Annotated in this window: 25 protein-coding genes; 18 read left to right on the top strand and 7 right to left on the bottom strand. The window is 40.2% G+C overall.

Features of this window, described 5'->3' with window-relative positions; translation table 11 throughout:
- The first annotated feature begins 22 nt into the window (after positions 1 to 22).
- From ACSHZO_RS07420 to ACSHZO_RS07380, 9 genes are read left to right on the top strand one after another with little or no spacing between them, the layout of a single operon-like run.
- The gene (locus tag ACSHZO_RS07420) at positions 23 to 469 is read left to right on the top strand and encodes a hypothetical protein (protein ID WP_298246875.1); all 447 of its coding nucleotides are present in this window, start codon (positions 23 to 25) and stop codon (positions 467 to 469) included.
- Positions 470 to 524: 55 nt separating this feature from the next.
- Entirely contained in the window at positions 525 to 1,976 is a 1,452-nt protein-coding gene (locus tag ACSHZO_RS07415; protein ID WP_298246874.1) for an oligosaccharide flippase family protein, read from the top strand.
- A 3-nt stretch (positions 1,977 to 1,979) separates the two neighbouring features.
- The gene (dut, locus tag ACSHZO_RS07410; RefSeq protein ID WP_298246873.1) at positions 1,980 to 2,414 is read left to right on the top strand and encodes a dUTP diphosphatase; all 435 of its coding nucleotides are present in this window, start codon (positions 1,980 to 1,982) and stop codon (positions 2,412 to 2,414) included.
- A 33-nt stretch (positions 2,415 to 2,447) separates the two neighbouring features.
- Positions 2,448 to 3,458, top strand: a complete 1,011-nt coding sequence (locus ACSHZO_RS07405) for a sugar nucleotidyltransferase (RefSeq protein WP_298246872.1) — start codon at positions 2,448 to 2,450, stop codon at positions 3,456 to 3,458.
- A gap of 5 nt (positions 3,459 to 3,463) precedes the next feature.
- A complete protein-coding gene (locus tag ACSHZO_RS07400) occupies positions 3,464 to 4,828 on the top strand; it encodes a tetratricopeptide repeat protein (RefSeq protein ID WP_298246871.1) in 1,365 nt (454 codons plus the stop codon).
- Complete coding sequence (locus ACSHZO_RS07395; RefSeq protein ID WP_298246870.1) at positions 4,828 to 5,601, top strand: DUF4292 domain-containing protein; 774 nt, start codon at positions 4,828 to 4,830, stop codon at positions 5,599 to 5,601. Before ACSHZO_RS07400 ends, ACSHZO_RS07395 begins: the two co-directional genes overlap by 1 nt.
- Positions 5,598 to 6,821, top strand: a complete 1,224-nt coding sequence (locus ACSHZO_RS07390; RefSeq protein ID WP_298246869.1) for a murein hydrolase activator EnvC family protein — start codon at positions 5,598 to 5,600, stop codon at positions 6,819 to 6,821. The genes ACSHZO_RS07395 and ACSHZO_RS07390 overlap by 4 nt, the downstream gene beginning before the upstream one ends.
- Before the next feature lie 52 nt (positions 6,822 to 6,873).
- Complete coding sequence (locus ACSHZO_RS07385; RefSeq protein WP_298246868.1) at positions 6,874 to 7,575, top strand: hypothetical protein; 702 nt, start codon at positions 6,874 to 6,876, stop codon at positions 7,573 to 7,575.
- Positions 7,559 to 8,179, top strand: coding sequence for a hypothetical protein (locus tag ACSHZO_RS07380; protein WP_298246867.1), 621 nt, complete (start codon positions 7,559 to 7,561; stop codon positions 8,177 to 8,179). Before ACSHZO_RS07385 ends, ACSHZO_RS07380 begins: the two co-directional genes overlap by 17 nt.
- Here ACSHZO_RS07380 and ACSHZO_RS07375 read toward each other — a convergent pair.
- Both ACSHZO_RS07375 and ACSHZO_RS07370 read right to left on the bottom strand, forming a co-directional pair.
- Positions 8,176 to 8,691 (bottom strand): acyl-CoA thioesterase, encoded by a 516-nt coding sequence (locus ACSHZO_RS07375; protein WP_298246866.1) that lies wholly within the window; start codon positions 8,689 to 8,691, stop codon positions 8,176 to 8,178. The genes ACSHZO_RS07380 and ACSHZO_RS07375 overlap by 4 nt on opposite strands.
- Positions 8,692 to 8,753: 62 nt before the next feature.
- On the bottom strand, positions 8,754 to 9,683 hold the full coding sequence (locus ACSHZO_RS07370) for an SPOR domain-containing protein (protein WP_298246865.1): 930 nt from the start codon (positions 9,681 to 9,683) through the stop codon (positions 8,754 to 8,756).
- 99 nt (positions 9,684 to 9,782) lie between these two features.
- On the opposite strand from ACSHZO_RS07370, the gene dprA reads away from it, so the two are divergent.
- Complete coding sequence (dprA, locus tag ACSHZO_RS07365; protein WP_298246864.1) at positions 9,783 to 10,886, top strand: DNA-processing protein DprA; 1,104 nt, start codon at positions 9,783 to 9,785, stop codon at positions 10,884 to 10,886.
- 2 nt (positions 10,887 to 10,888) lie between these two features.
- On the opposite strand, the gene trpS is transcribed toward dprA, so the two are convergent.
- A complete protein-coding gene (trpS, locus tag ACSHZO_RS07360; RefSeq protein WP_298246863.1) occupies positions 10,889 to 11,857 on the bottom strand; it encodes a tryptophan--tRNA ligase in 969 nt (322 codons plus the stop codon).
- 73 nt (positions 11,858 to 11,930) lie between these two features.
- Between trpS and ACSHZO_RS07355 the strand changes: the two genes are divergently transcribed.
- Positions 11,931 to 12,674, top strand: coding sequence for a lysophospholipid acyltransferase family protein (locus tag ACSHZO_RS07355; RefSeq protein WP_295180295.1), 744 nt, complete (start codon positions 11,931 to 11,933; stop codon positions 12,672 to 12,674).
- On the opposite strand, the gene ACSHZO_RS07350 is transcribed toward ACSHZO_RS07355, so the two are convergent.
- From ACSHZO_RS07350 to recA, 4 genes are all read right to left on the bottom strand, one after another.
- Positions 12,671 to 14,230: an outer membrane protein gene (locus ACSHZO_RS07350; RefSeq protein WP_298246862.1), complete on the bottom strand. Its 1,560-nt coding sequence runs from the start codon at positions 14,228 to 14,230 to the stop codon at positions 12,671 to 12,673. The genes ACSHZO_RS07355 and ACSHZO_RS07350 overlap by 4 nt on opposite strands.
- Entirely contained in the window at positions 14,227 to 14,769 is a 543-nt protein-coding gene (locus ACSHZO_RS07345; RefSeq protein ID WP_298246861.1) for an RNA polymerase sigma factor, read from the bottom strand. The genes ACSHZO_RS07350 and ACSHZO_RS07345 overlap by 4 nt, the downstream gene beginning before the upstream one ends.
- Before the next feature lie 21 nt (positions 14,770 to 14,790).
- Positions 14,791 to 15,225, bottom strand: coding sequence for a hypothetical protein (locus ACSHZO_RS07340; protein WP_298246860.1), 435 nt, complete (start codon positions 15,223 to 15,225; stop codon positions 14,791 to 14,793).
- An 84-nt stretch (positions 15,226 to 15,309) separates the two neighbouring features.
- Positions 15,310 to 16,326 carry a recombinase RecA gene (gene recA, locus ACSHZO_RS07335; RefSeq protein ID WP_298246859.1) on the bottom strand — a complete coding sequence of 339 codons (1,017 nt, stop codon included), beginning with the start codon at positions 16,324 to 16,326 and terminating at the stop codon, positions 15,310 to 15,312.
- 199 nt (positions 16,327 to 16,525) lie between these two features.
- Here recA and ACSHZO_RS07330 point away from each other — a divergent pair, with 199 nt between their 5' ends.
- The 7 genes from ACSHZO_RS07330 to ACSHZO_RS07300 all read left to right on the top strand — a co-directional run bounded on the left by ACSHZO_RS07330 (position 16,526) and on the right by ACSHZO_RS07300 (position 23,207).
- Positions 16,526 to 17,557: a rhodanese-related sulfurtransferase gene (locus ACSHZO_RS07330; protein WP_298246858.1), complete on the top strand. Its 1,032-nt coding sequence runs from the start codon at positions 16,526 to 16,528 to the stop codon at positions 17,555 to 17,557.
- 10 nt (positions 17,558 to 17,567) lie between these two features.
- Positions 17,568 to 17,708, top strand: coding sequence for a hypothetical protein (locus tag ACSHZO_RS07325; RefSeq protein ID WP_298246857.1), 141 nt, complete (start codon positions 17,568 to 17,570; stop codon positions 17,706 to 17,708).
- 54 nt (positions 17,709 to 17,762) lie between these two features.
- Positions 17,763 to 18,938, top strand: a complete 1,176-nt coding sequence (locus ACSHZO_RS07320; RefSeq protein WP_298246856.1) for a PSP1 domain-containing protein — start codon at positions 17,763 to 17,765, stop codon at positions 18,936 to 18,938.
- Positions 18,931 to 19,413: a gliding motility lipoprotein GldH gene (locus ACSHZO_RS07315; RefSeq protein WP_298246855.1), complete on the top strand. Its 483-nt coding sequence runs from the start codon at positions 18,931 to 18,933 to the stop codon at positions 19,411 to 19,413. Before ACSHZO_RS07320 ends, ACSHZO_RS07315 begins: the two co-directional genes overlap by 8 nt.
- Positions 19,414 to 19,427: 14 nt before the next feature.
- Complete coding sequence (locus ACSHZO_RS07310; protein ID WP_298246854.1) at positions 19,428 to 21,737, top strand: penicillin-binding protein 1A; 2,310 nt, start codon at positions 19,428 to 19,430, stop codon at positions 21,735 to 21,737.
- 108 nt (positions 21,738 to 21,845) lie between these two features.
- Positions 21,846 to 22,547 carry a CoA transferase subunit A gene (locus tag ACSHZO_RS07305; protein ID WP_298246853.1) on the top strand — a complete coding sequence of 234 codons (702 nt, stop codon included), beginning with the start codon at positions 21,846 to 21,848 and terminating at the stop codon, positions 22,545 to 22,547.
- 3 nt (positions 22,548 to 22,550) lie between these two features.
- Entirely contained in the window at positions 22,551 to 23,207 is a 657-nt protein-coding gene (locus tag ACSHZO_RS07300; protein ID WP_295180284.1) for a CoA transferase subunit B, read from the top strand.
- Positions 23,208 to 23,256 lie beyond the last annotated feature (49 nt).

Here is a 23,256-nt window from a genome sequence, read left to right as displayed (position 1 = left end):
TTCAACTTTAAAAATTAACATTATGAAAAAATCACTACTAATGATAATCGGTATTCTGGTATTGAGCATTTTTGCTTCCTGCGGCAGTAATAAAGATCTTCAGGAAAGAGCACCTGCCCAATTCGCTGATGTTTATTACACATACACTTCAGAAGGTATTCGGCTCAATATTCCAGTTTCAGTAATTCAGGAGGAGCGTGTAGATCTTCAGGCCGTTTATTTCCACGGTATGAAGTCCCCTCTTGTTAAGAGCGAAGAGAATTCCAATATCTACATAGCCAACTTTAGAGTTGGTGCCCAGGATATGGTGATGGATGTGGACCCTAAAAAGGAATACGGTAACAAAATGCCACAAATGCCTGAAGAGAGTCCGTTTAAAATAGATCAGGACGAAGCCATTCTGGTATTTGGACAGAATGAGAAAACCAAATTCTATAAGCTTACTGGAATTGTGGAAAAGGACGAGTAGCCAGAGCGGTTTTGTTATTTAAATTCAGATATTTGTAGCAAACCAACCGGCTCCTTTGAGTACTATTAAAAATCTCTTTAAGCAAACTTTCGTTTACGGCCTGGCTACTGTCTTGCCAAGGATGGTTAGTTTCCTTTTAGTTCCCCTATATACCGATATTTTACCGAAAGAAGAGTACGGTGAAATTTCGGTTATTTTTGCTTATTTCGTTTTGATCAATGTTATCCTTGCCTATGGTATGGAAACGGCATTTTTCAGATTTTATAATAAAAGCGAAAATCCCAATAGTGTTCTAAGTACCTCGGGATGGTCACTGGTGATCACTTCACTTCTATTTACGGTAGTAGCTTATGTTACCCGTGATCTTATTGTAGAGGTCACCAATATTCCTTTGAAATACATAGAACTTGCGATCTGGATCCTGCTGCTCGACGCCCTGGTAATCATTCCTTTTGCCTGGTTGCGTGCTGCGGAAAAACCAATGAGATACGCGATTATCAAGATCTTCAATGTTGCAGTAAACCTTGGTCTGAATGTTTTTTTCCTGGTTTACCTGAAAGATCTGGCAGAGGAATATAGCTTTTTCCGAAGTATCTATGTAGAGGATTTTAAGATCAGTTATGTATTTATATCCAACCTTATAGCAAGCGGACTTACGCTTTTGCTTATGCTGCCTTTTTACTTCAGAATCTCTTTCACTTTTGATTCGGTACTCTGGCGTAAGATGCTGTCTTATGGATTCCCTATCCTGATTGCGGGAATTGCCTTTTCAGTAAATGAAGTTTTTGATAGAATTCTGCTTGACCGGCTATTACCTCAGGATATAGCACGTGAACAAATTGGAGCATACTCGGCCTGTTATAAGCTCGCCATGTTCATGACCTTATTTGCAACCGCATTTAGATTGGGAATAGAACCTTTCTTTTTCAGCCATTCCAGCGAAGAAAATGCTACTACAACGTATGCTCGTATCACTAACTATTTTGTCATTCTGGGAAGTTTGATCCTGCTGGGCGTGATCGTTTTTGCCGATCTTTTAAAGATATTGATCATTAAAGATTCCGCTTACTGGGAAGCAATGGAGATCGTGCCATTAATTTTACTGGCGAACCTTTTTCTTGGTATCTACCACAATCTTTCAGTTTGGTATAAAGTAACGGACCGCACAAAATTTGGAGGCTATATTTCTCTGGCTGGAGCTGCCGTGACCATTGCTCTCAACATATACCTTATTCCGAAGATAGGTTATACCGGTTCTGCCATCGCAACACTTGCCGCTTATGGTTTGATGATGATACTCTCTTATTACTACGGAAGAAAATATTATAAGGTTCCTTACGATATGACTCGAATAGGAGCTTACATTCTGGTATCCATTACTTTCTCAATAATCTCATTTTACTTTTTCCGGGGAAATTATTTCGTGGGAATCCCGTTATTATTGATATTTATGGGTGTCATTTACTATTTTGAAAAAGACCAGATTTTAAGAATCATACAATCCTAAGACATGGAAGTAAAAGTGATCAATAAGTCGGCACACAAGTTGCCGCATTATGAAACCGATTTTTCTGCAGGAATGGATCTTCGAGCTAATATTGATGATCCAATTATGCTGAAACCTTTAGAAAGAACCATTGTAAAAACAGGACTTTTTATTGAACTTCCTTTGGGTTTTGAAGCCCAGGTGAGACCAAGAAGCGGTCTTGCGTCCAAGAAAGGAATTACGGTACTCAATGCACCAGGAACAATCGATGCCGATTATAGAGGTGAAATTGGTGTCATCCTTGTAAATTTGTCCAATGAAGCATTTGAGATCCAGAATGGAGAGCGTATTGCTCAAATGGTCATCGCTAAACACGAACAGATCTCCTGGGAGGAAGTAGACATTCTTGGAGAAACTTCCCGGGGCGCAGGAGGTTTTGGAAGCACTGGAAATAACTAGCCCATATTTAAAGATTAATTAAAAAGCTATAAAATGAAAATTATTGTACCAATGGCAGGTCGTGGTTCACGACTTCGTCCACATACTTTGACTGTACCAAAACCTTTAATTCCTATCGCAGGAAAACCTATCGTTCATCGACTGGTAGAAGATATTGCGAAGGTTCTTGATGAAAAGATCGACGAGGTTGCATTCATCATAGGAGAGGATTTTGGAGAAAAAGTGGAAGAAGATCTTAAAAAGATCGCCGAAAGTCTTGGCGCCAAAGGAACGATCTATTACCAGGATAAACCATTGGGAACCGGTCACGCGATCATGTGTGCTAAAGAATCTCTTAGTGGTCCTGCAGTAGTTGCTTATGCCGATACACTCTTTAAAGCCGACTTTAACCTTGACAAGTCTGCAGATGCAGTGATGTGGGTAAAGAAAGTTGAGAATCCATCAGCTTACGGTGTTGTGAAGTTGAATAACAATAACGAGATCACAGATCTTGTTGAAAAGCCTGAAGAATTTGTTTCAGATCTTGCGGTTATTGGAATATACTATTTCAAGGATGTGGCAGTTTTGAAAGATGAACTTCAGAATGTACTGGATGCAAAGCTAACCCGCGGTGGAGAGTATCAGATCAACGATGGGATTGAAGCAATGCGTAAAAACGGACTTCGTTTTGTTCCAGGAAAAGTAGATGAATGGATGGACTGTGGAAACAAAAATGTCACCGTGGAAACCAATGGTAGAATGCTGAATTTCCTTCATCAGGATGGAGAGAAATTAATGGCAGACTCTGTTAAGATCAAAGATTCTGAAATTACCGAACCTTGTTATATTGGTGAAAATGTGGAATTGATCAATGCTAAAATTGGACCTAATGTATCCATTGGTGATGGAACTAAAATTGAAAACAGTACGGTAAAGAACAGTCTTATCCAGACCTTTGCTGAAGTGAAAAATGCAAAACTTGATAATGCCATGATCGGGAATTTTGCCAGATTTGATGGAAATTTTACCCAGATTAGCATCGGTGATTACTCTGTTTTAGAATAATATTTATGCGTTCATCCTGGAGCCTATTTTTAATGCTATGTTTGATGATTTCTGTGCAGGCACAGGATGATAAACGTCCATTTGAAGATGTGAACCAGGATGATCTCGGTCTTGTAAATGATGAGTTTCAGGAACTTTTCTTTGAAGCCCTCAAGCAAAAAGGTATCGAGAATTATGAAAAAGCCATCATAGCACTGCGTAAAGCTTCAGAAATTTCTGAAGACAACGCGGTGCTTTATTTTGAACTTGGGAAGAATTATCGGGAACTTCAGCAATTTCCGGCAGCTATCGAAAATTTTCAGAAGGCTACAGCATTAGAACCCAAAAGGGAAGCTATTCTTGTCTCGCTTTTTGAAACTTATGCCGCTACTCGTGATTTTGATAGTGCAATTTCCACAGTGCAAAAGCTTATTAGTTTTGATTCTGATTATCAAGAGGACTTGGCTAATTTGTACTTGCTCAATGAAGATTATGAAAATGCATTACAACTTATCGATCAATTAGATCAAAACCTTGGAGCAAATTCCTATCGAAATTCGTTACGCCGGCAGATCTATGCCCGGACAAATAATACCGATGCTCAAATTCAGAATTTAAGGCAGAGTATCGCTGCTAACCCTGAGCAGGAAAGAAACTACCTCAATCTTATTTACATGTATAGCGAGCAGGGTGAGGATGAAGAAGCCTATAATGTTGCCAATGAACTTCTGGAAAGCAATCCCGGTTCTTCTCTGGCTCATCTCGCACTATATAAATTTCAGCTAGAAAAACAGGAGCCTGAAGCTGCTATTGCTTCCATGGAAATAGTATTTGAAAGTGAAGAAATTGATGCAGAATCTAAATTTAAGGTACTTAATGATTTCCTGATATTTGTCCAGCAGAATCCTGAATATGAAGACCGGCTGGTAGAAGTTGCTCAAAAACTTACCCAAACCGAGAATGCACCGGGTTTGTATGAAAAACTGGGACAATTTTATCTCCAAAAAGCTGATCGGGAAAATGCACTTCGATATTTTGAATTGGGAATAAAGAAGAATTCTTCCAATTTTGAACTTACCAGGAATACACTATTGTTGCAAATCGATCTTCAGAAATATGAAGACGTTAGAGAATTGAGTGCACAGGCGTTGGAAAACTTCCCTTCGCAACCTGTTTTATACCTGTTTGAGGGGGTTGCACTTAATAAGCTTGAAAAATTCGAGCAGGCAGAAAGCAGTTTGAAAGATGGTTTGGATTACCTGGTCGATGATATTAGAATGGAAGCCGATTTCTATGCCCAGCTTTCCTTTAGCTATAATGGTATGAATAATACAGGATTGGCGAATGAATACCGCGCTAAAGCGGAGCAATTACTTAAAGAAATAAATTGATGATTAGAAGAATAGTAGCACTGGTATTTATGGCGGTTTTTATAGCTTCCTGCGGAAGTTCCCGTCGTGCCGGAAAGATCGTTACAAAGAACACAGAAGCTGTTTCTATTATTAAAAAGCATTATGCTGAAGAAGCCGATTATAAGACCGCTTCCGGGAAATTAAGAGCAGTATACCAGGATGATGAAAAAACGCAATCTGTAAACCTTAGTTTTAGAATGGAAAAGGACAAGGCGATCTGGATGAGCGCGAGTATTCTCGGTTTTCCTGTGGCCAAAGTCTACATCACTCCCACTAGTGTGAGCTATTATGAAAAAGTGACTCAGAGTTACTTTGACGGAGACTTCTGGTTAGTGAGTGACTTCCTTGGAACTCCGCTGGATTTCCAAAAACTTCAGAATTTATTGATTGGACAGGCGATCTATGACCTTCGTACTGAAGAGTATGATTTTACACAATCTCCAAGAGGCTTTCAATTCGTTCAGGAAGAAGAAGCTGCTGATATGAAAAAAATGTTCCTGCTGGATAGTCGTACTTTGAAAGCAGCAGCGCAGCAACTGGCACAGGTTTCAGAAAACAGAAGTCTTACGGTCACCTATTCAGATTACCAGGTGGTAGATGGTATTGTTTTTCCTGAAGAGATTCGTATTATCGCGAATGAAGGAGGAAGCAGCACCAACATTGAAATTACCTACAGAAGCATCAGTTTCAATGAGGAAGTTAGTTTTCCTTTCGATATCCCTTCCGGTTACGAAGAAATAAGCTTGAAATGATTAGAATGAAGGCTTCAAATGTATTGATTATGTTACTGCTTTGCATAGGCGGTATGCAGGTTAGTTATGCTCAAACAGATCGTGAAGAACTGGAAAAAAGGCGAATTCAGCTTAGAAATGAGATCACCAGGATCAATGAGCTTAGAATTTCCAACCAGAAGAAACAACGCTCGGTGCTTGTGCAGGTGGAAGATCTTGGACAGCAAATAAAAAGTACCGAAGATCTTATAAAACTCACCAACCAGCAGGCAAATTTGCTCACTAGGGAAATTACGACCAATACGAATAAAATTGGAGCGCTTAGAAAAGAGCTGGAACAGCTTAAGGAAGATTATGCCCGAATGATCGAGAAAAGCTATAAGAGCAAGTCTCAGCAAAGCAGAGTGATGTTCTTGCTGTCTTCTCAGAATTTCCTGCAGGCTTATAAACGAATTCAGTATATGAAGCAGTATACTAATTATCGTAAACAGCAAGGGGAAGAGATCAAGGCCAATACGATAGAATTGCAGCAGTTGAATTCCAGACTGGTTCATCAAAAAGAAGAAAAACAAAAACTAATTGCTGAAAATAGAAAAACCAGGGCTCAGTTAGAACAAAATAGAAAATCTCAGCAAGAACTTGTTTCCACGATCAAAAAACGGGAAGGTGAATTTGCGAGTCAGTTAAAAAGCAAACAGAGCGAGATCGACGAAATCGACAGATCGATCGATCGAATGATTCGCGAATCTATTGCCAAGGCGAATAAAGAGAGCGGTTCCAGCTCGAGAAGTACATATGAACTTACTCCAGAAGCGAAAGCACTGGCGACTGACTTTAATAATAACAAAGGGAAATTGCCATGGCCGGTGAAATCTGGTGTAGTGACAATGAAGTTTGGAAAACAGCCGCATCCCGTAGTAAGCTCGGTAATGGTAAATAATAACGGCGTACGAATAGATACTGATAAAGGTGGAAAGGCACGTGCGGTATTTAATGGAACTGTAAGCGAAGTGCAGGCTGTCAAAGGTGCGAACAAAGCGGTGATGGTAAGACACGGTGATTTTATTACAATCTATAACAACCTTGAGAATGTGTTCGTGAAAAAGGGAGACGCGGTTAGCACAGAACAGGAAATAGGAGAGATCGCAACAAGCAAAACTACTGGTAAAACTACTCTGCATTTCCTATTGTATAAGAATGATCAGAAAATGGATCCTGCAGGATGGATTTATAGAATGTAATTTGAACGCAACCTTATGGGTTTGAAAGCATCTAGTGAATAGAATCTAACCTATGAATTCAATAAAATCTGGCTATACGTGTGCGTTGATAGTGGCTATGCTACTACTGCTGCAGGCATGTACACCTGTTTCCATCGAAAATAACAAACGCATTCTGGTACAGGGAAAATTTGTGACTCCTGAAGGGGCTGCTATACAAGGAATCCGGGTAAGTACAACAACAGATATCAAAGGTTTTTTGAGCCGGGGACAGGGCACACTTTCTGAAGCTCTAAGCGATGAAAATGGTGACGTTTCCATGGTCTCTCTGGATGTTGATCCTGGCATTCTATGTCTGGATATTAAAAATACGTCCAATGATCGCAGACTGCAGAATTTTACAGTATGTGATTCGTCATTCAGCAGGAAGGAAACTTTGCTGGATCTTGGTGAATTTGTTCTGAAAGAAATCATAGGAACGAGCATAATAATTCGGCATAATTCAGATGTTTATTATACGTTGAGATCTGAAGCACCTTCAGTGCGAATTGGTATTGAAGACTGGAATGAACTAAGCTCTTACGATGATTTAGACCTGGCTTCAAAATATACAACCCGGGAATCCTTTCTGAATTCTGAAAATCAGGTTGATACCTTAAGAGTTACTACCACTAATAATTCTACTGTTTATTTAAAATTACAAAGTGGCCTGGAAGAATATACTTATGAATTCGAGGTAAACGAAATTGATGCAAGCTATGAGATCGATCTTTAGGCTCATGATAGTGCTAATTATTTGTTCTACTGTTTCAGTGAAAGCACAGGAGCAGGACAGCACTAAATTTTCTCCGCATCATTTTAATCGTATACAGCTGGATCCGGAACTAAGCTTATTTACTGCAATAGGAGATAACTTTTTAAAGGATGCTTATGATCTCAAAATCGGCACGGGCATTACTGCGAGCTTTTATCTACATAAGAACTGGTACATAGGAACTCGATTTTTAAATATAAATACACAGATAACCAGGCCGGAAAATCTTGGCGACATCAAGAAGACAAATATCTTTACATTCGGTGTTCATGGTGCATATGTTTATGAATTTACCGAGCGTCTATACCTGGACCTAATTGCCGGGATTGGTTCGACCGGCTATTACCATGATTCAAAATTTGGTACAAACTTTAGAGATTCGGCTACCAGTATTTGGGGCGGGCCAAAAATCAGTTATCGTATCAATAATTTCTTCGGAATATTCCTGGGAAGTGAATTTAGAAGAGATTTTATGAATATTGAAGTCAGCGAACAGCTGGACGACTACTTTGATAATGCGAACTTACTAAGTATAAGAGCAGGGGTGAGGTTTATCACGCACTAATCTTTGTCGAAAAGAGCTTTAAGTTCAGTAGCATCACTAGGTTTCATTTTACCCGCAAGTACAAGACTAAGTTGCTTTCTACGCAAAGCAGCGGCAAATCTTTCTTTTTCAAGGTCGCTTTCCGGCTCCAGCTGTGGGATTTGAATTGGAGTTCCGGTTTCGTCTACTGCCACAAACGTATAAATTGCTTCATTTGCTTTTGTTCTACGACCACTTTCACGGTCTTCCACCCAAACATCTATAAAGATCTCCATAGAGCTCTTAAAAGCTCTTGAAACGGCTGCTTCAACAGTTACAACACTCCCTAAAGGGATCGCTTTGTTAAAAGCTACGTGATTGACTGAAGCAGTTACTACGATCCTGCGACTATGACGTCTTGCAGCGATACTGGCCGCACGATCCATTCTTGCCAGTAGTTCACCGCCAAAAAGATTGTTCAGCGGATTCGTTTCACTGGGTAAAACAAGATCTGTAAGTGTAGTACGGGATTCATTAGGTGATTTAGCCTCCATGTAAGAATTTTTTGCAAAAATAGGGAGGTTAGCGGTAATTTTGCAGTTAACGAACTATTAAATTACAGTTCCTGAACCAATAACCAGGCTGCATCATTTGTTTTCTTGACCGCATAAAGTTTGTTGATCGCCTCTCTTCTGGTTTGATGACTGGAATAAACCACCTGGTGAAGTCCATATTTGTTAGCTCCTAGTAGTCGGGCTTTGAAACCTTCAGCTTTAAGTTCATCAACTTTGGTTTGTGCGTTTTCTTCAACTCTAAATGCACCTGCAACTACATGATAGTTGCCGGATTGTTTTTCAACTTCGAAGGTAACCGCTGGTAGCGGGTTATCAATGACAAAGGTGGCCTGTTGTATTTGTTCCTGAAGCTGATTTTCTGCTTCCTGCTGTTCAGCAATATTATGCTTTGTGACCTGGCTGCTGTAGATATTAAGCCCGGCAAAACTTGAAATTCCAAGAGCGATAAGACCAATTGCGGCATATTTCCAGATAGATGATCTTTTGCTTTCAGGAGTGAAAGTAATTGGAGCTTTTTCCTCAAGTTCTGATACCTGCTTTTTGTAAACCTCTCTATTAACCGGCAAGGCTTTGTACGTGTCCAGACCAAAGGACTGTGTGAGAAAGTTTACATTCGTGACAGGTTCAAATTGCAGTTTATCTTCACTATCCAGATAAAGCTCGCCAATATTCTCAAGCCTGGCTTTGGAAGCATTTTGTAACGAAGATTCCAGGTCGTATACATACTCCTGGATCATGTTATTTGCAGTCTGATATTTCACATTCTCAACCTCAGCAATATAATTCGCAAGAAGCCCATCATTTTTGATAAGCTGCCTGTTAAATGAGATCACCTTTTTTGGAGGAAAGAACTCATTGGAATTTTCATCGATAAAAGCTGATTGCTTCTGGGCCAGAAAGGCACCAAAACCGGGAAGAACTACACATTCGTAACGGTATAGCAGGTCCTGTATGTAATTGGAAATATTCATCGAGTGCAAAAATATAGGTTAAAGACAGTTAGTTAAAGTTACCTAAACAATTTTTATTAACAAATGTTTTTTTCTGTAAATTTCGTCAAATTATCCTGAATGGAACCTGATCAACTTTTGTACACCCTGGCGCTGCAACATGTTCCAAATCTAGGAGATAGCACAGCTAAAAAACTAATAAGACATTTTGGTTCTGCGGAAAATGTTTTCAAAGAAAAAAAGTCAAGTCTACTTAAAATTGATGGTATCGGGAAGACCAGGATCAGTGAAATAGAGAATCCAATTCATCTGAAGGAAGCTGAAAAGGAACTTGGTTTTATTCAGAAGAATAAGATTAGTGTATGCTATTTCAAGGAAGAAAGCTATCCTCAAAAACTCAAACATTGCCAGGATTCACCCCTGCTGTTATTTAGCCGGGGTGCTATAGATCTTAGCAGGAAGAGAATCCTTAGTATCGTTGGGACTCGCCAGGTCAGTTCACATGGAATCTCCTTTTGCGAACAGCTTATAGAAGATCTCGCACCTTTAGAGCCGGTCATTATCTCAGGATTTGCATACGGAACCGATATTACGGCTCATAAAGCAGCCATCAGGAATAAATTACAAACTGTAGCCTGCCTTGCTCACGGACTAAACCAGATCTATCCAAAAGCTCATAAAAAGTATATGACCGAAATGGAGGAGAATGGAGGGTTTTTTACCGACTTCTGGAGTACCGATACTTTTGATCGCAACAACTTCCTGAAAAGAAACCGGATCATTGCCGGTTTGAGTGAAGCTACTGTAGTCATCGAAAGTGCAGAAAAGGGAGGAGCATTGGTCACGGCCGATATTGCTAATTCCTATGACAGGGAGGTTTTTGCTGTTCCGGGTAGACCGGGAGACAAGTCAAGTATTGGCTGTAATGAATTAATTAAAAGCCAGAATGCAAGAGTGCTAACTTCCGCAGCAGATATCGCATATATGCTCAACTGGCGCACTAATGAACATGATCTCAAACCAGTTCAGAAGAAATTATTTATTGATCTTGGAGTAGAAGAGCAGCTCTTGTATGACCAGTTACAACTTCAGGGAAAAACTGAATTAGACCTACTGGCACTTCAGTGTAAAATACCGACTTTTAAAACGGCTTCGTTATTATTGAGTATGGAATTGAAGGGAGCGGTGAGACCACTCCCCGGTAAGTTATTTGAGATCGCGTAGGCTTAGTAACCTAATTTGGTTCTAACTTTAGCCAGAACTTGATTCGCCACATTTTTAGCTTTTTCTGCTCCAATCGATAGCGCCTTGTCTACTTCTTCCAGATTATTGATATAATATTCGTATTTCTCTCGTGGTTCAGCGAATTTATCCCGAACCAGTTCGAACAATGCCTGTTTGGCATGACCGTAACCATAGCCACCTGCTTCATAGTTCTTCCTCATTTCAGCAATTTGCTCTTCAGAAGCCATGATCTTATAAAGCGCAAACACATTACAGGTATCAGAATCTTTTGGCTCTTCCAGCGGAGTACTGTCGGTAGCAATTCCCATGATCTGCTTTCTTAGCTTCTTATCAGTCTGGAAAATATTGATGGTATTTTCTTTCGATTTGCTCATTTTCGCACCATCAGTTCCTGGTATGTACATGGTTTCTTCCTGCACATTCCCTTCAGGAATTACAAATACATCCCCCATTTTTGCGTGGAAACGGGAAGCAACATCCCGGGTCATCTCGATATGCTGTAATTGATCTTTCCCAACCGGAACAATTTCAGCATCATAGAGAAGAATATCGGCCGCCATAAGCATAGGATAGGTAAACAATCCGCTATTTACGTCTTCAAGACGATCTGCCTTATCCTTAAAAGAATGCGCAAGGGTTAGCCTCTGGAATGGAAAGAAACAACTTAGATACCACGAAAGTTCAGCAACCTGAGGGATATCAGACTGGCGATAAAATACACTTCTTTCAATATCAAGTCCACAAGCGAGCCAGGTCGCCGCTACAGAATAAGTGTTTTGACGTAGCGTCTCAGCATCTTTGATCTGGGTAAGGGAATGCAGATCTGCAATAAAAATAAAGGAATCATTCTTAGGATCGTTCGCCATATTAATGGCAGGTATAATTGCTCCTAGTAAATTCCCCAAATGAGGGGTTCCTGTACTCTGTACTCCTGTAAGTATTCTTGACATCGAATTTTCGAATTTTCCTGCAAAGGTAAATTTTTTATAGAACTCCTTCCTTTCATTTTACTACTTTTGAGGCATGCGATACATCAAAATGGCAGGCATCCTTCTATGGAGAATCTGGTTCTATATTCTCCTGATCGTACCTATCGTTATAATGCTTCCCGTTTTGATCGTTTTTACCACTTCTGAAAAGTTTTATCCGCAGTATTTCGTTTGCTCCCGTATATGGGCGAAATGTATCCTCTACGGAATGGGTTTTTGGGTTAAAGTTAAAGCTGAAGAAATTCCTGAAAAGCATAAAAGTTATATGCTGGTGGCAAATCATACCAGTATGCTTGATATTATGCAGATGCTGGTCATTATGAAGCAACCCTTCGTTTTTATTGGAAAAAAGGAACTCAGTAAAATCCCTGTTTTCGGTTTCTTCTACAAACGAACCTGTATACTGGTGGATCGCAAGAATCAGCAAAGCAGGAAAGCTGCATTTCTGGAAGCACAAAGAAGATTAAAACAAGGAAATTCAATATGTATATTTCCTGAAGGCGGAGTGCCAGATGATCATTCGGTCGTGCTGGATCAATTTAAAGAAGGAGCTTTTAGACTGGCCATTGAACATCAGATTCCAATTGTACCCATCACATTTCACGATTCGAAAAGAAGATTTTCATATAGATTCCTTTCGGGCAGTCCCGGAAAGTTACGAGTTAAGATCCATCATTTTATTCCTACGCGTGGCCTGGAAATGGCCGATAGAAAAGAGATTAAGAACTCTACTTTCAATATTATTCATGATGAGCTGGTAGATCCTTCGGTTCACTAGAAAGTATAGCTAATCCCTGAGTAAAGCCCGAAATTAACTGGACGTACATTATCAACGTTATTAAAGGTGTTGACCTGGTATTTCATCATTGGTTCTACGCTCAGGCTTATCTTATCGCTAATTTCGTAATCCACCCCAATCCCAACATTAGTACTAAAACTTGTTTTATTGATATTGGAAGCTGTTCCAAGTTTAGTCCTGGAGTCAGCCGTTACTAGATCCACACTGTTCTGATCAAGGAAAAGTCCACTTGCACCACCAATTAAATTTAGTCCAAAGCGCTCATCGACCAAAGCGTATTCCACTTCCAGAGGAACTTCGATAAATCCAAATTGCTGATTGATCTCTCCAGGAGTAAAGATGGTTGGGGAAATAATACTCCCGTTGCTACCATCACTATTGCCGCCAAAACTAGGTAGACCACTATCATTAGGAGATTCAACCCTAATTTCAATATTATCTTCTGTAGAATTTATATTTCCAAAGCCTGGATTCATTGCCGTTGGGCTATAAGATACATTGGCTATGTTCTGACTCATGTTCACTTTGCTGATTCCAGTTCTAATCTTGATATTTTTAGCGATATCATAAGCTAGTTTCACACCGTATGAGAAAGTTACTTCGGCATTGGTGGAATTGTTCGAAAATTGGTTGGACAATTCATTACCATCACCAAGGTTCGCATAGAAAACCGGTGCGGCAAAAGTTGACAGACGAAGATTTTTCTGGTTGAGGTTGTCATCCTCATTGTTTTCTTTATTTTCTGCGGAAGCTTTTGCGGCTAACAATTCGTCCAGTTGATTTAAGGAAGTATCCTCTAAAAGAGCAGTACTTAACAGTTCATCTGAAAGTTCAGGATTTCGGTCCTTCCAGTAGTTTTCGAATATACTTTGAATGGCATTTCTTTTCTCTGCTTCATCTTTCGAGGCTATAGCTTTTTTGCTGGCAGATGTAGTTGCTGAGGTACGATACTGATTATTTAAAATGTTTTCTTCTGAATTTTTATCACCATTCTTTTCCTGATGGGCATAACGGGAGTCTTCTTTTGATTGTTGATTGGTCTGGGATCCATTTCTTCCCGAATCATTTAAATCTTTTTCATTTTCAGTATTATTAATTCGATCAGTAATAGCAGCATTAGAGCTGCCTGCTTCTTCAGAATTGTTTTTATCTCCTTGACTATTATTCGCCGCGGCTCCAGATTGTTCCTTTTCAATAATCACATCCTGGTTTGCAATTTTTTCTTCTGAAGCAGAATCCTGATTCACATTATCATGGCTTTTAGCTCCTTTTTCTACAGACTCATTCACAAATCCCGGTTCTGAAACTTCCGTAGAAGAAACATTCATTTTCCAGATTCCCGTAGCAACTAAGGCTAGAATTGCAGCCGCAGCAGTAAATTTAAACCAGAGTGGAATGACTGGCTTTTTAGCAACTGGTGGTGTTCCGGCATCCAGTAGCGCCGATATTTGCTCCCAGTTTCTAGGAGAAGGTTCTTTCTCGAAGTCCTTGAACTTCTCCTGAAAGATCCTGTCTATGTTCTTTTTCTCTTTCATGATGATTTCACCGCTTTTGAGTTCTGTGCCAATTCAATTTTCTCCTTTAGAGAAGTTCTGGCTCTGGCCAGGTTTGATTTTGAAGTTCCCTCAGTGATACTTAATAAATCTGAAATTTCTTTATGAGAATACCCATCCAGCACATAAAGGTTGAATACCTGTCTATATCTATCTGGTAATTCCTGTACGCATTGTAGGAGGAAGTCTACGGAAATATTATCTGTTTCAACTTCTACTTCATCTTCCGGCAGATCCTCTTCGTTGGTAATGCCGTAAACTTTCTGTTGCCTGTGTTTTTGAAGTGATGTATTAATTAGAATGCGTTTCATCCATCCTTCAAAAGATCCCTTATCCTGAAACTGACCAATCTTTTCGAAAATGGTCACGAACCCATCCTGTAAATTATCCTCTGCCTGTTGATAGTTGTCAGAATACTTCAGGCATACCCCAAACAACTTGGGAGAATAGAGTTTGTAAAGCTCTTCCTGAGCTTTCCTTTCATGTTGTTTACAACGGTAGATGAGGTCTTTGGAACCCACGTATTCATTTTAGGTTAGTGCTTATAACTGCTCCATTACAACAGGGACGGTAACTTCTTCATAGATCGCTTCATCTCCTTCCTGTCCTTTCCAGAATCTAAAAGTGTAATCTCTTTCTTCATCGATGGTCACTACAAACTTTGTGCTTGAAGATGCTCCAATAACATCTCTGGTACAGGAACTATTTTCGACAACAGCGGTAACAACCGAAATGTAGATCTGGCTTCTTTCTTCTGAAGTTGTGCCTGCTCTTCGAGCGTCTAGCGCCTGAAAGCTATTACAATCTGATGGAAAGACGAAATCTACTCTTACATCGTAAGTTTTACCTAATACAAATTCGTCTGGCAGATCATGACTGGTAATACTTGCTAATTCGTAGGAGGTGATTTGGGAATCATTGTCTACTGAACAACTTATAAGCAGTAATGTCAGGGCTATTACAACCAATTTTCTCATATTCTTATTGCTTTTATAGTAGATGCAATAATTGAGAAATGGTTGCGTAGGTATCAAAAAAAATCCCCGGCAGGGGATTTTTAATTAAGCTTCTTTGGCGACCTTGATCGCTTCTTTAATTTTTACTTCCAGTTCTTCCATAAGATCTGGATTATCCTTTAATAAGGTTTTGACTGCATCACGACCCTGTCCAAGTTTGGTGTCTTCATAGCTAAACCATGATCCACTTTTCTTAACAATCTCGTAGTCCACACCAATATCAATGATCTCACCGATCTTGGAAACACCCTCACCGTACATGATATCGAATTCGGCAGTTTTAAATGGTGGAGCAACTTTGTTCTTCACTACTTTAACCCTGGTCTTATTACCCATTACGTTATTTGCACTATCCTTGATTTGGGTAGATCTTCTAATATCCAAACGAACGGAAGCGTAGAATTTTAATGCATTACCACCGGTAGTAGTTTCCGGATTCCCGAACATTACCCCGATTTTCTCTCTTAGCTGGTTGATAAAGATCACCGTACAATTTGTTTTGCTAATTGAAGAAGTAAGTTTTCTAAGTGCCTGCGACATTAATCTCGCATGAAGTCCCATTTTAGAATCACCCATTTCACCTTCTATCTCGCTCTTTGGTGTAAGTGCCGCAACGGAGTCAATCACAATAATATCGATCGCACCAGAGCGTATAAGATTATCTGTTATTTCAAGCGCCTGTTCACCGTTATCTGGTTGAGAGATGATCAGGTTATCAATATCAACATCAAGTTTTTCAGCATAAAAACGATCAAAAGCATGTTCTGCATCAATAAAAGCAGCAATACCGCCTTTTTTCTGAGCTTCAGCAATCGCATGTAAAGTAAGTGTGGTTTTACCAGAAGATTCAGGACCATAGATCTCGATCACTCTTCCTCTTGGGTATCCACCAACTCCCAAAGCAAGGTCCAATCCAAGTGAACCTGTAGAAATTGCGTCTACATCCACGACCACCTGGTCGCTCATTTTCATCACGGTACCCTTTCCGTAGGTTTTATCCATTTTGTCAAGGGTAAGCTTTAAGGCTTTTAATTTCGCTTCTTTCTCTTTCTCGTTGCTCATGTATATGTTTTAAAATATATCCAATTAAGGTGTGCTAAAATAATATAAGTTTTGTTGCAATACAATAAAAATGTAGCTACAATTATGGAATTATTCCAAATATTTGGATAAGCTTTGGAAATACTCTCAAATTTTCTCACCTCAGTTAAAAATGTATCTTTGCCGAAATTTTTCTTAACCCTTAAAATATTAGTATAGCATGCAACTGTACAATAAATTGAGCGCTAGGGAAAGGGAAGCACTATTAGAAGAAGCCAGTGAAGACAGGCTTACGCTCTCTTTCTATGCTTACGCAAAAATCGGAAATCCCGAACTTTTCAGAAATCATCTTTTTATCGCCTGGGACCAGATGGATGTTCTCGGGAGGATCTATGTAGCGCACGAAGGTATTAATGCCCAGCTTTCAGTTCCTGCCAGGCGATTCAATGAATTCAAGAAATTTCTGGATGAAATCTATTTCCTGGAAAATGTTCGATTGAATATCGCCATAGAGCATGATATCAAGTCCTTTCTGAAGCTGAAGGTGAAAGTGCGTAAGAAGATCGTAGCAGATGGTCTTAATGATGATACTTTTGATGTAACCAATAAGGGAATTCACGTGGATGCCAACCGGTTCAATGAACTAATAAATGATCCAAACACAATTCTGGTGGATATGAGAAACCACTATGAGAGCGAAATTGGTCATTTTCAGGGCGCGATCACACCAGATGTGGATACCTTCCGGGATTCACTTGATATTATCGAAGAGGATCTGAAAGATCATAAAGAAGATAAGAACCTGGTGATGTACTGTACTGGCGGGATTCGATGCGAAAAAGCTAGTGCATATTACAAACACAAAGGATTTCAGAATGTTTATCAACTTGAAGGCGGAATTATTGAATATACCCGTCAGGTTGAAAATCAGCAACTGGAAAATAAATTTATAGGAAAGAACTTTGTTTTTGATCATCGACGCGCCGAGCGAATTTCAGAAGATGTGATCGCACAGTGTCATCAATGCGGAAAAGCTTGTGATACGCATGTAAATTGTGCGAACGAAGCTTGTCATCTGTTATTCATTCAGTGTGAGGAATGTGCTGAAAAAATGGATAATTGTTGTTCTACAGATTGTAAAGAGATCCATGCCTTACCTTATGAAGAACAGAAAGCATTGAGAAAAGGAAAAGGAGCCAGCAATAAGATCTTTAAAAAAGGAAGATCTGAAGTTTTGCGTTATAAGCAATAGTTTCTTCTAAATGGTGGAGCCAATTAATATTGGTATATTTACTGTTGAAAATTTTTATGAACCTCAAGGAGGTACTTTAGGGAATGCCGAATGCCCGGTATTGGGCTGTGAAGATGAAGGAGATCCTGCACCAGAAAAGCAAAGCGCTTAGACAGGATGATGTTTTACAGGCTATCTAAAGCTACGCCCTCAATATATATAACATATGGCTTGCACAAGTTGCTCGACCGGCAAAGACGGTCAGCCGAAAGGATGTAAGAACAACGGAACCTGTGGAACAGACAGTTGTAATAAACTAAGCGTTTTCGACTGGCTTTCCAACATGTCTCTTCCGGGAGACGTGGAACCTTTTAATATCGTAGAAGTACGTTTTAAAAACGGCCGTAAACACTTCTATAGAAATACTGAAAATCTAAGTCTTAGTATTGGCGATGTAGTTGCTACGGAAGCCAGCCCAGGTCACGATGTAGGACAGGTTAGTCTTACCGGTGAGCTCGTTCGCGTACAGATGAAGAAGAAAAAAGTTGCGCAGGATTCCGAAGAAGTTCTGAAGATCTACCGTAAAGCTTCTCAGAGAGATATCGATATCTGGCAGGAAGGAAGAGAGCGCGAGGAGAAGATCAAACAACGATCAAGACAGATCGCGATCAGGCTTAATCTAAGCATGAAAATAAGCGATATCGAGTTTCAGGGAGATGGTTCTAAAGCTACTTTTTACTACACTGCGGAAGATCGTGTGGATTTTCGACAATTAATTAAGGAGTTCGCACGGGAATTCAATACCCGTATTGAAATGAAACAGATCGGACTTCGACAGGAAGCGGCCAGGCTTGGAGGAATTGGTTCCTGTGGTCGAGAACTTTGCTGTTCGACCTGGCTTACAGACTTTAGATCTGTTAGCACTTCAGCAGCGAGATATCAGCAATTATCCCTTAATCCTCAGAAACTTGCAGGACAATGCGGGAAATTAAAATGCTGCCTGAACTATGAATTGGATACTTATCTGGAAGCATTAAAATCTTTTCCAAAAACCGACGTTAAGTTAAAGACCAAGAAAGGAACTGCCGTATGTCAAAAAATTGACATTTTTAAAGGTGCGCTCTGGTATGCTTATGAAGGAGAATGGATGAACTGGCACCAGTTGAGTCCGGAACAGGCCAATAAGATCGTAGCCCTGAACAAAAAAGGTGAAGCGGCTACTAGCCTGGAAGAATATGAAACAGAAGTGATCCTAAGCGAAGAAAAAACAAAAGGATTTAATAATTCTGGCGGTGAAGATAGTCTTACGCGTTTTGATAAACCAAAACAGCAACAAAGTAAGAAACGTAATAAGAAAAGAAAGAAACGCAAACCAAACCCTACAAAGTCCAAGAATGCGTAAAGTTTTTTGCCTATTAATTTTTGTTTCAGCGCTTACAGTTGGCTGTGATGAAAAACGGGTTTTTGATGAATACCAGGCGGTACAGCGTTGGCATAAAGATTCAGTGGTCACTTTTGAACTGGACGAACTGGACTCTACAAAGGTATATGACCTGTTTATTAATGTGCGAAACAATAACCAGTACGCTTACAGTAATTTGTTTTTAATCACCGAAATCAGGTTCCCGCAGGGAAAGGTGATTAGCGATACTCTCGAGTATGAAATGGCTCGACCAGATGGAAAATGGCTTGGGGAAGGTTTTGGAGATATCAAGGAAAGCAAACTCTGGTATAAGGAAGACGTGAAATTTGAAGAATCAGGCAATTACAAAGTGAGCATACAACAGGCGATGCGCAAGAATGGTGATGTGGACGGTATCGAAGAACTGGAAGGAATTACCGATATAGGATTCAGAATTGAAAAGAACGACAATTAATTTTTAGCATATAAATGGCCGCTACTACCAAGAAAACAAAGAAACCAGCGCATAGCAATCGCAAGTATATCGTAGGTTTCTGGACATTATTCGGAATTGGGATTCTAGCTGGAATTCTAATTTTTCTTTTTGCAGGTTGGGGATTCTTCGGAAAGATGCCTTCTTTCGGTGAACTCGAAAACCCTGAAAACAACCTTGCTACCGAGATCTTTTCCGCAGATGGAGAAACCCTTGGGAAATATTACAGCGAGAACAGAACCCCAATCAAGTATGAAGATCTGCCAGATCATTTGGTACAGGCCCTGATTGCTACTGAAGATGAACGTTTTTATCAGCATGCAGGAATCGATGCGAAAGGAACCGCCAGAGCTGCAGTCTATTTGGGAACAAGAGGTGGCGCGAGTACCATTACGCAACAGTTAGCAAAACAATTATTTACTGAAGATGTTGCACAGAACGATGTGGAACGTGTATTTCAGAAAGTGAAGGAATGGGTGATTTCAACAAGACTGGAACGCCAGTACACCAAGGAAGAGATCATTACCATGTACTTCAATAAATACGATTTTATCTACCAGGCGGTGGGAATTCGTTCTGCTTCCAAGATCTATTTCGATAAGGAACCTTCAGAATTGAAAATAGAAGAGTCGGCAGTTCTGGTAGGAATGCTGAAGAACTCGGCGCTATACAATCCAATGCGAAGACCAGAACTGGTTGAATCCAGAAGAAATCAGGTTTTCGAGCAAATGAATCGTAATGGTTTTATTTCTGAACAGGAAACCGATTCTCTTCAGAAGTTACCAATGAAAATTGAATTTACTCCGGAAGGGCATGATGAGGGAATGGCAACTTATTTTAGAGCTTACCTTCAGGGCTTCATGAAAGAATGGATCGAAGAAAATCCGAAGCCAGATGGATCTGAGTATAGTTTATATCGTGACGGACTCAAGATTTACACCAGCATTGATTCAAAAATGCAGGAATACGCAGAGAATGCAGTCACCAGTCATATCGCCAATCTTCAGAAATCATTTGATCGCCAGAACGAGAAAAATCCAACGGCCCCTTTCCGCGATATTACGGAAGATGAGGTAGAGTCCAGTATACAGAATGCGATGAGAGTTTCTGCCCGCTGGAAGCAAATGAAAGCACAGGGAAAATCTGATGCTGAGATAAAGAAGTCCTTTAAAGAGAAAGCAGAAATGAGAGTTTTTAGCTGGAAAGGAAACATTGATACGGTAATGACTCCGCGAGATTCCATTCTTTACTATAAAGCATTTTTGCAAGCAGGAATGATGTCTATGGTTCCTCAAACCGGCGAAGTGAAAGCCTGGGTTGGAGGAATTGACTTTAAGCATTTCAAATACGAGCACGTTAAGCAGGGGAAAAGACAGGTAGGTTCAACCTTTAAACCCTTTGTGTACGCAACTGCAATAGACCAGCTAAAATTTTCACCTTGTGATACCTTGCCAAGATCTAAATTTACGATCGAGGCCGGTAAACATGGAAACATGAAAGATTGGGCGCCTAGAAACAGTGATAATAAATATTCAGGAATGCTTTCGCTTAAACAGGCGCTGGCAAACTCTGTAAATACCATTACCGCGCGATTGATCGATAAAACAGGTCCAGGACCCGTAATCGATCTACTTGGAAAACTTGGTATCGATACTAGAAACGTGCCCGCAGTACCTTCGATCGCACTGGGAACGGCAGATATCAGTCTTTTTGAGATGGTTTCTGCATACAGCACATTTGCGAACCAGGGAGTTTATATCAAACCGGTGATGGTCAATCGTATTGAAGACAAGAATGGGACTGTACTTTATCAAAACGTTCCTGAAACCAGGGATGTTCTTAGCAAAGAAGCAGCGTACGTGACTGTAAACCTATTGGAGGGCGTAACACAGGGAGGTTCAGGAACCAGACTTCGTAATACCTGGGGAACCACCAATGCGTTTTACAAGGATGTGATGACCGGTTATCCGTACGATTTTAAAAACCCGATCGCAGGTAAAACAGGGACCACGCAAAATCAAAGTGATGGTTGGTTTATGGGAATGGTGCCAGATCTTGTAACCGGAGTATGGGTAGGAGCTGAAGATCGTGCAGTGCATTTTCCAGGAATACAGTATGGTCAGGGAGCTACCATGGCACTGCCAATCTGGGGGATGTATATGAAAGATGTGTATGCAAATCCAGATCTCAATGTGTCCAAAGAAGCTTTTGAAAGACCGGAGAATTTGAGCATTGCAATAGATTGTGCAAGCTATAACTCGAATAGTTCAAATGACGATTCGGTTCCAGACGAGCTTGATTTTTAAATAATCTTCAGTAATTCAGTATTATAATTCTGAATTATTTAATTAAGCCAACTTCAGTCATTGTATTGACCTTTTAAATTTTGTATTTTCGGATTAAATTCTGAAAAAATGATCATAAAAACGGTTGATAGCGTACAGAAGGCTACACAAGGTGTAAAAGACGGAATGACTTTTATGCTAGGTGGTTTTGGACTCTGCGGAATTCCGGAGAACGCCATTTCTGAACTGGTACGCCTTAATATTAAAAATCTTACCTGTATTTCTAATAATGCAGGTGTAGATGATTTTGGACTTGGGCAATTACTTCACAAGAAACAGATCGATAAAATGATTTCCTCATATGTAGGTGAAAATGCCATTTTCGAGAAACAAATGCTTAGCGGTGAACTTGAGGTGGAATTGATTCCGCAGGGAACGCTAGCAGCAAGATGCCAGGCAGCACAACAAGGTTTTCCTGCGATCTATACACCAGCAGGTTATGGAACTGAAGTTGCAGAAGGCAAGGAAACAAGAGAGTTTGACGGAAAAATGTACGTACTTGAAGAAGCTTTCAAGGCAGATTTCGCTTTTGTAAAAGCCTGGAAAGGGGATAGAGCTGGGAACCTTATTTTTAAAGGAACAGCCAGAAACTTTAATCCGGTCATGTGTGGTGCAGCGAAGATCACCGTAGCTGAGGTGGAAGAACTTGTCGAGCCTGGAGAACTGGATCCAAACCATATCCACGTACCGGGAATTTTCGTACAAAGAATTTTCCAGGGAAAGGATTACGAGAAGAGAATTGAACAACGTACGGTTAGACAAAAAGATTAAGCGATGGCACTAGATAAAAACGGAATAGCACAACGAATTGCTAAAGAAGTAAAAGACGGATATTATGTAAATCTTGGAATAGGGATTCCTACATTAGTGGCAAACTTTGTTCGGGATGATATTCAGGTAGAGTTCCAGAGTGAAAATGGAATTCTGGGAATGGGTCGTTTTCCCCTGGATGGAGAGGAGGATGCAGATCTTATAAATGCCGGGAAACAAACGATCACTGCCAGACCCGGAGCAAGTTTTTTCGATTCTGCCACAAGTTTTGGGATGATACGAGGGAAACATGTCGATCTTACGATTCTTGGAGCTATGGAAGTTGCTGAAAACGGAGATATCGCCAACTGGAAGATCCCGGGCAAAATGGTAAAAGGAATGGGAGGCGCCATGGACCTGGTGGCTTCAGCAGAAAATATCATCGTGGCCATGATGCATACCAACAAGGCCGGAGAGTCCAAATTGCTGAAAAGATGTTCTCTGCCGCTTACTGGCGTTGGCTGTGTTACTAAGATCGTAACTAACCTTGCGGTGATAGAAGTAACCGATAATGGCTTTAAATTGCTTGAAACGGCACCGGGTGTAAGTGTAGAAGACGTTCAAAATGCTACGGAAGGAAAACTCATTGTTGAAGGCGATATTCCTGAAATGCAATTATAAATTCTAAGCCGGATTTATTCCGGCTTTTTTTGTGTTCTAATCAGAGAGA

This window comes from Christiangramia sp. 3-2217-3z (assembly GCF_051195275.1).
Taxonomy (GTDB): domain Bacteria; phylum Bacteroidota; class Bacteroidia; order Flavobacteriales; family Flavobacteriaceae; genus Christiangramia; species Christiangramia marina.
This window is presented reverse-complemented; position numbering and strand designations above follow the sequence as displayed.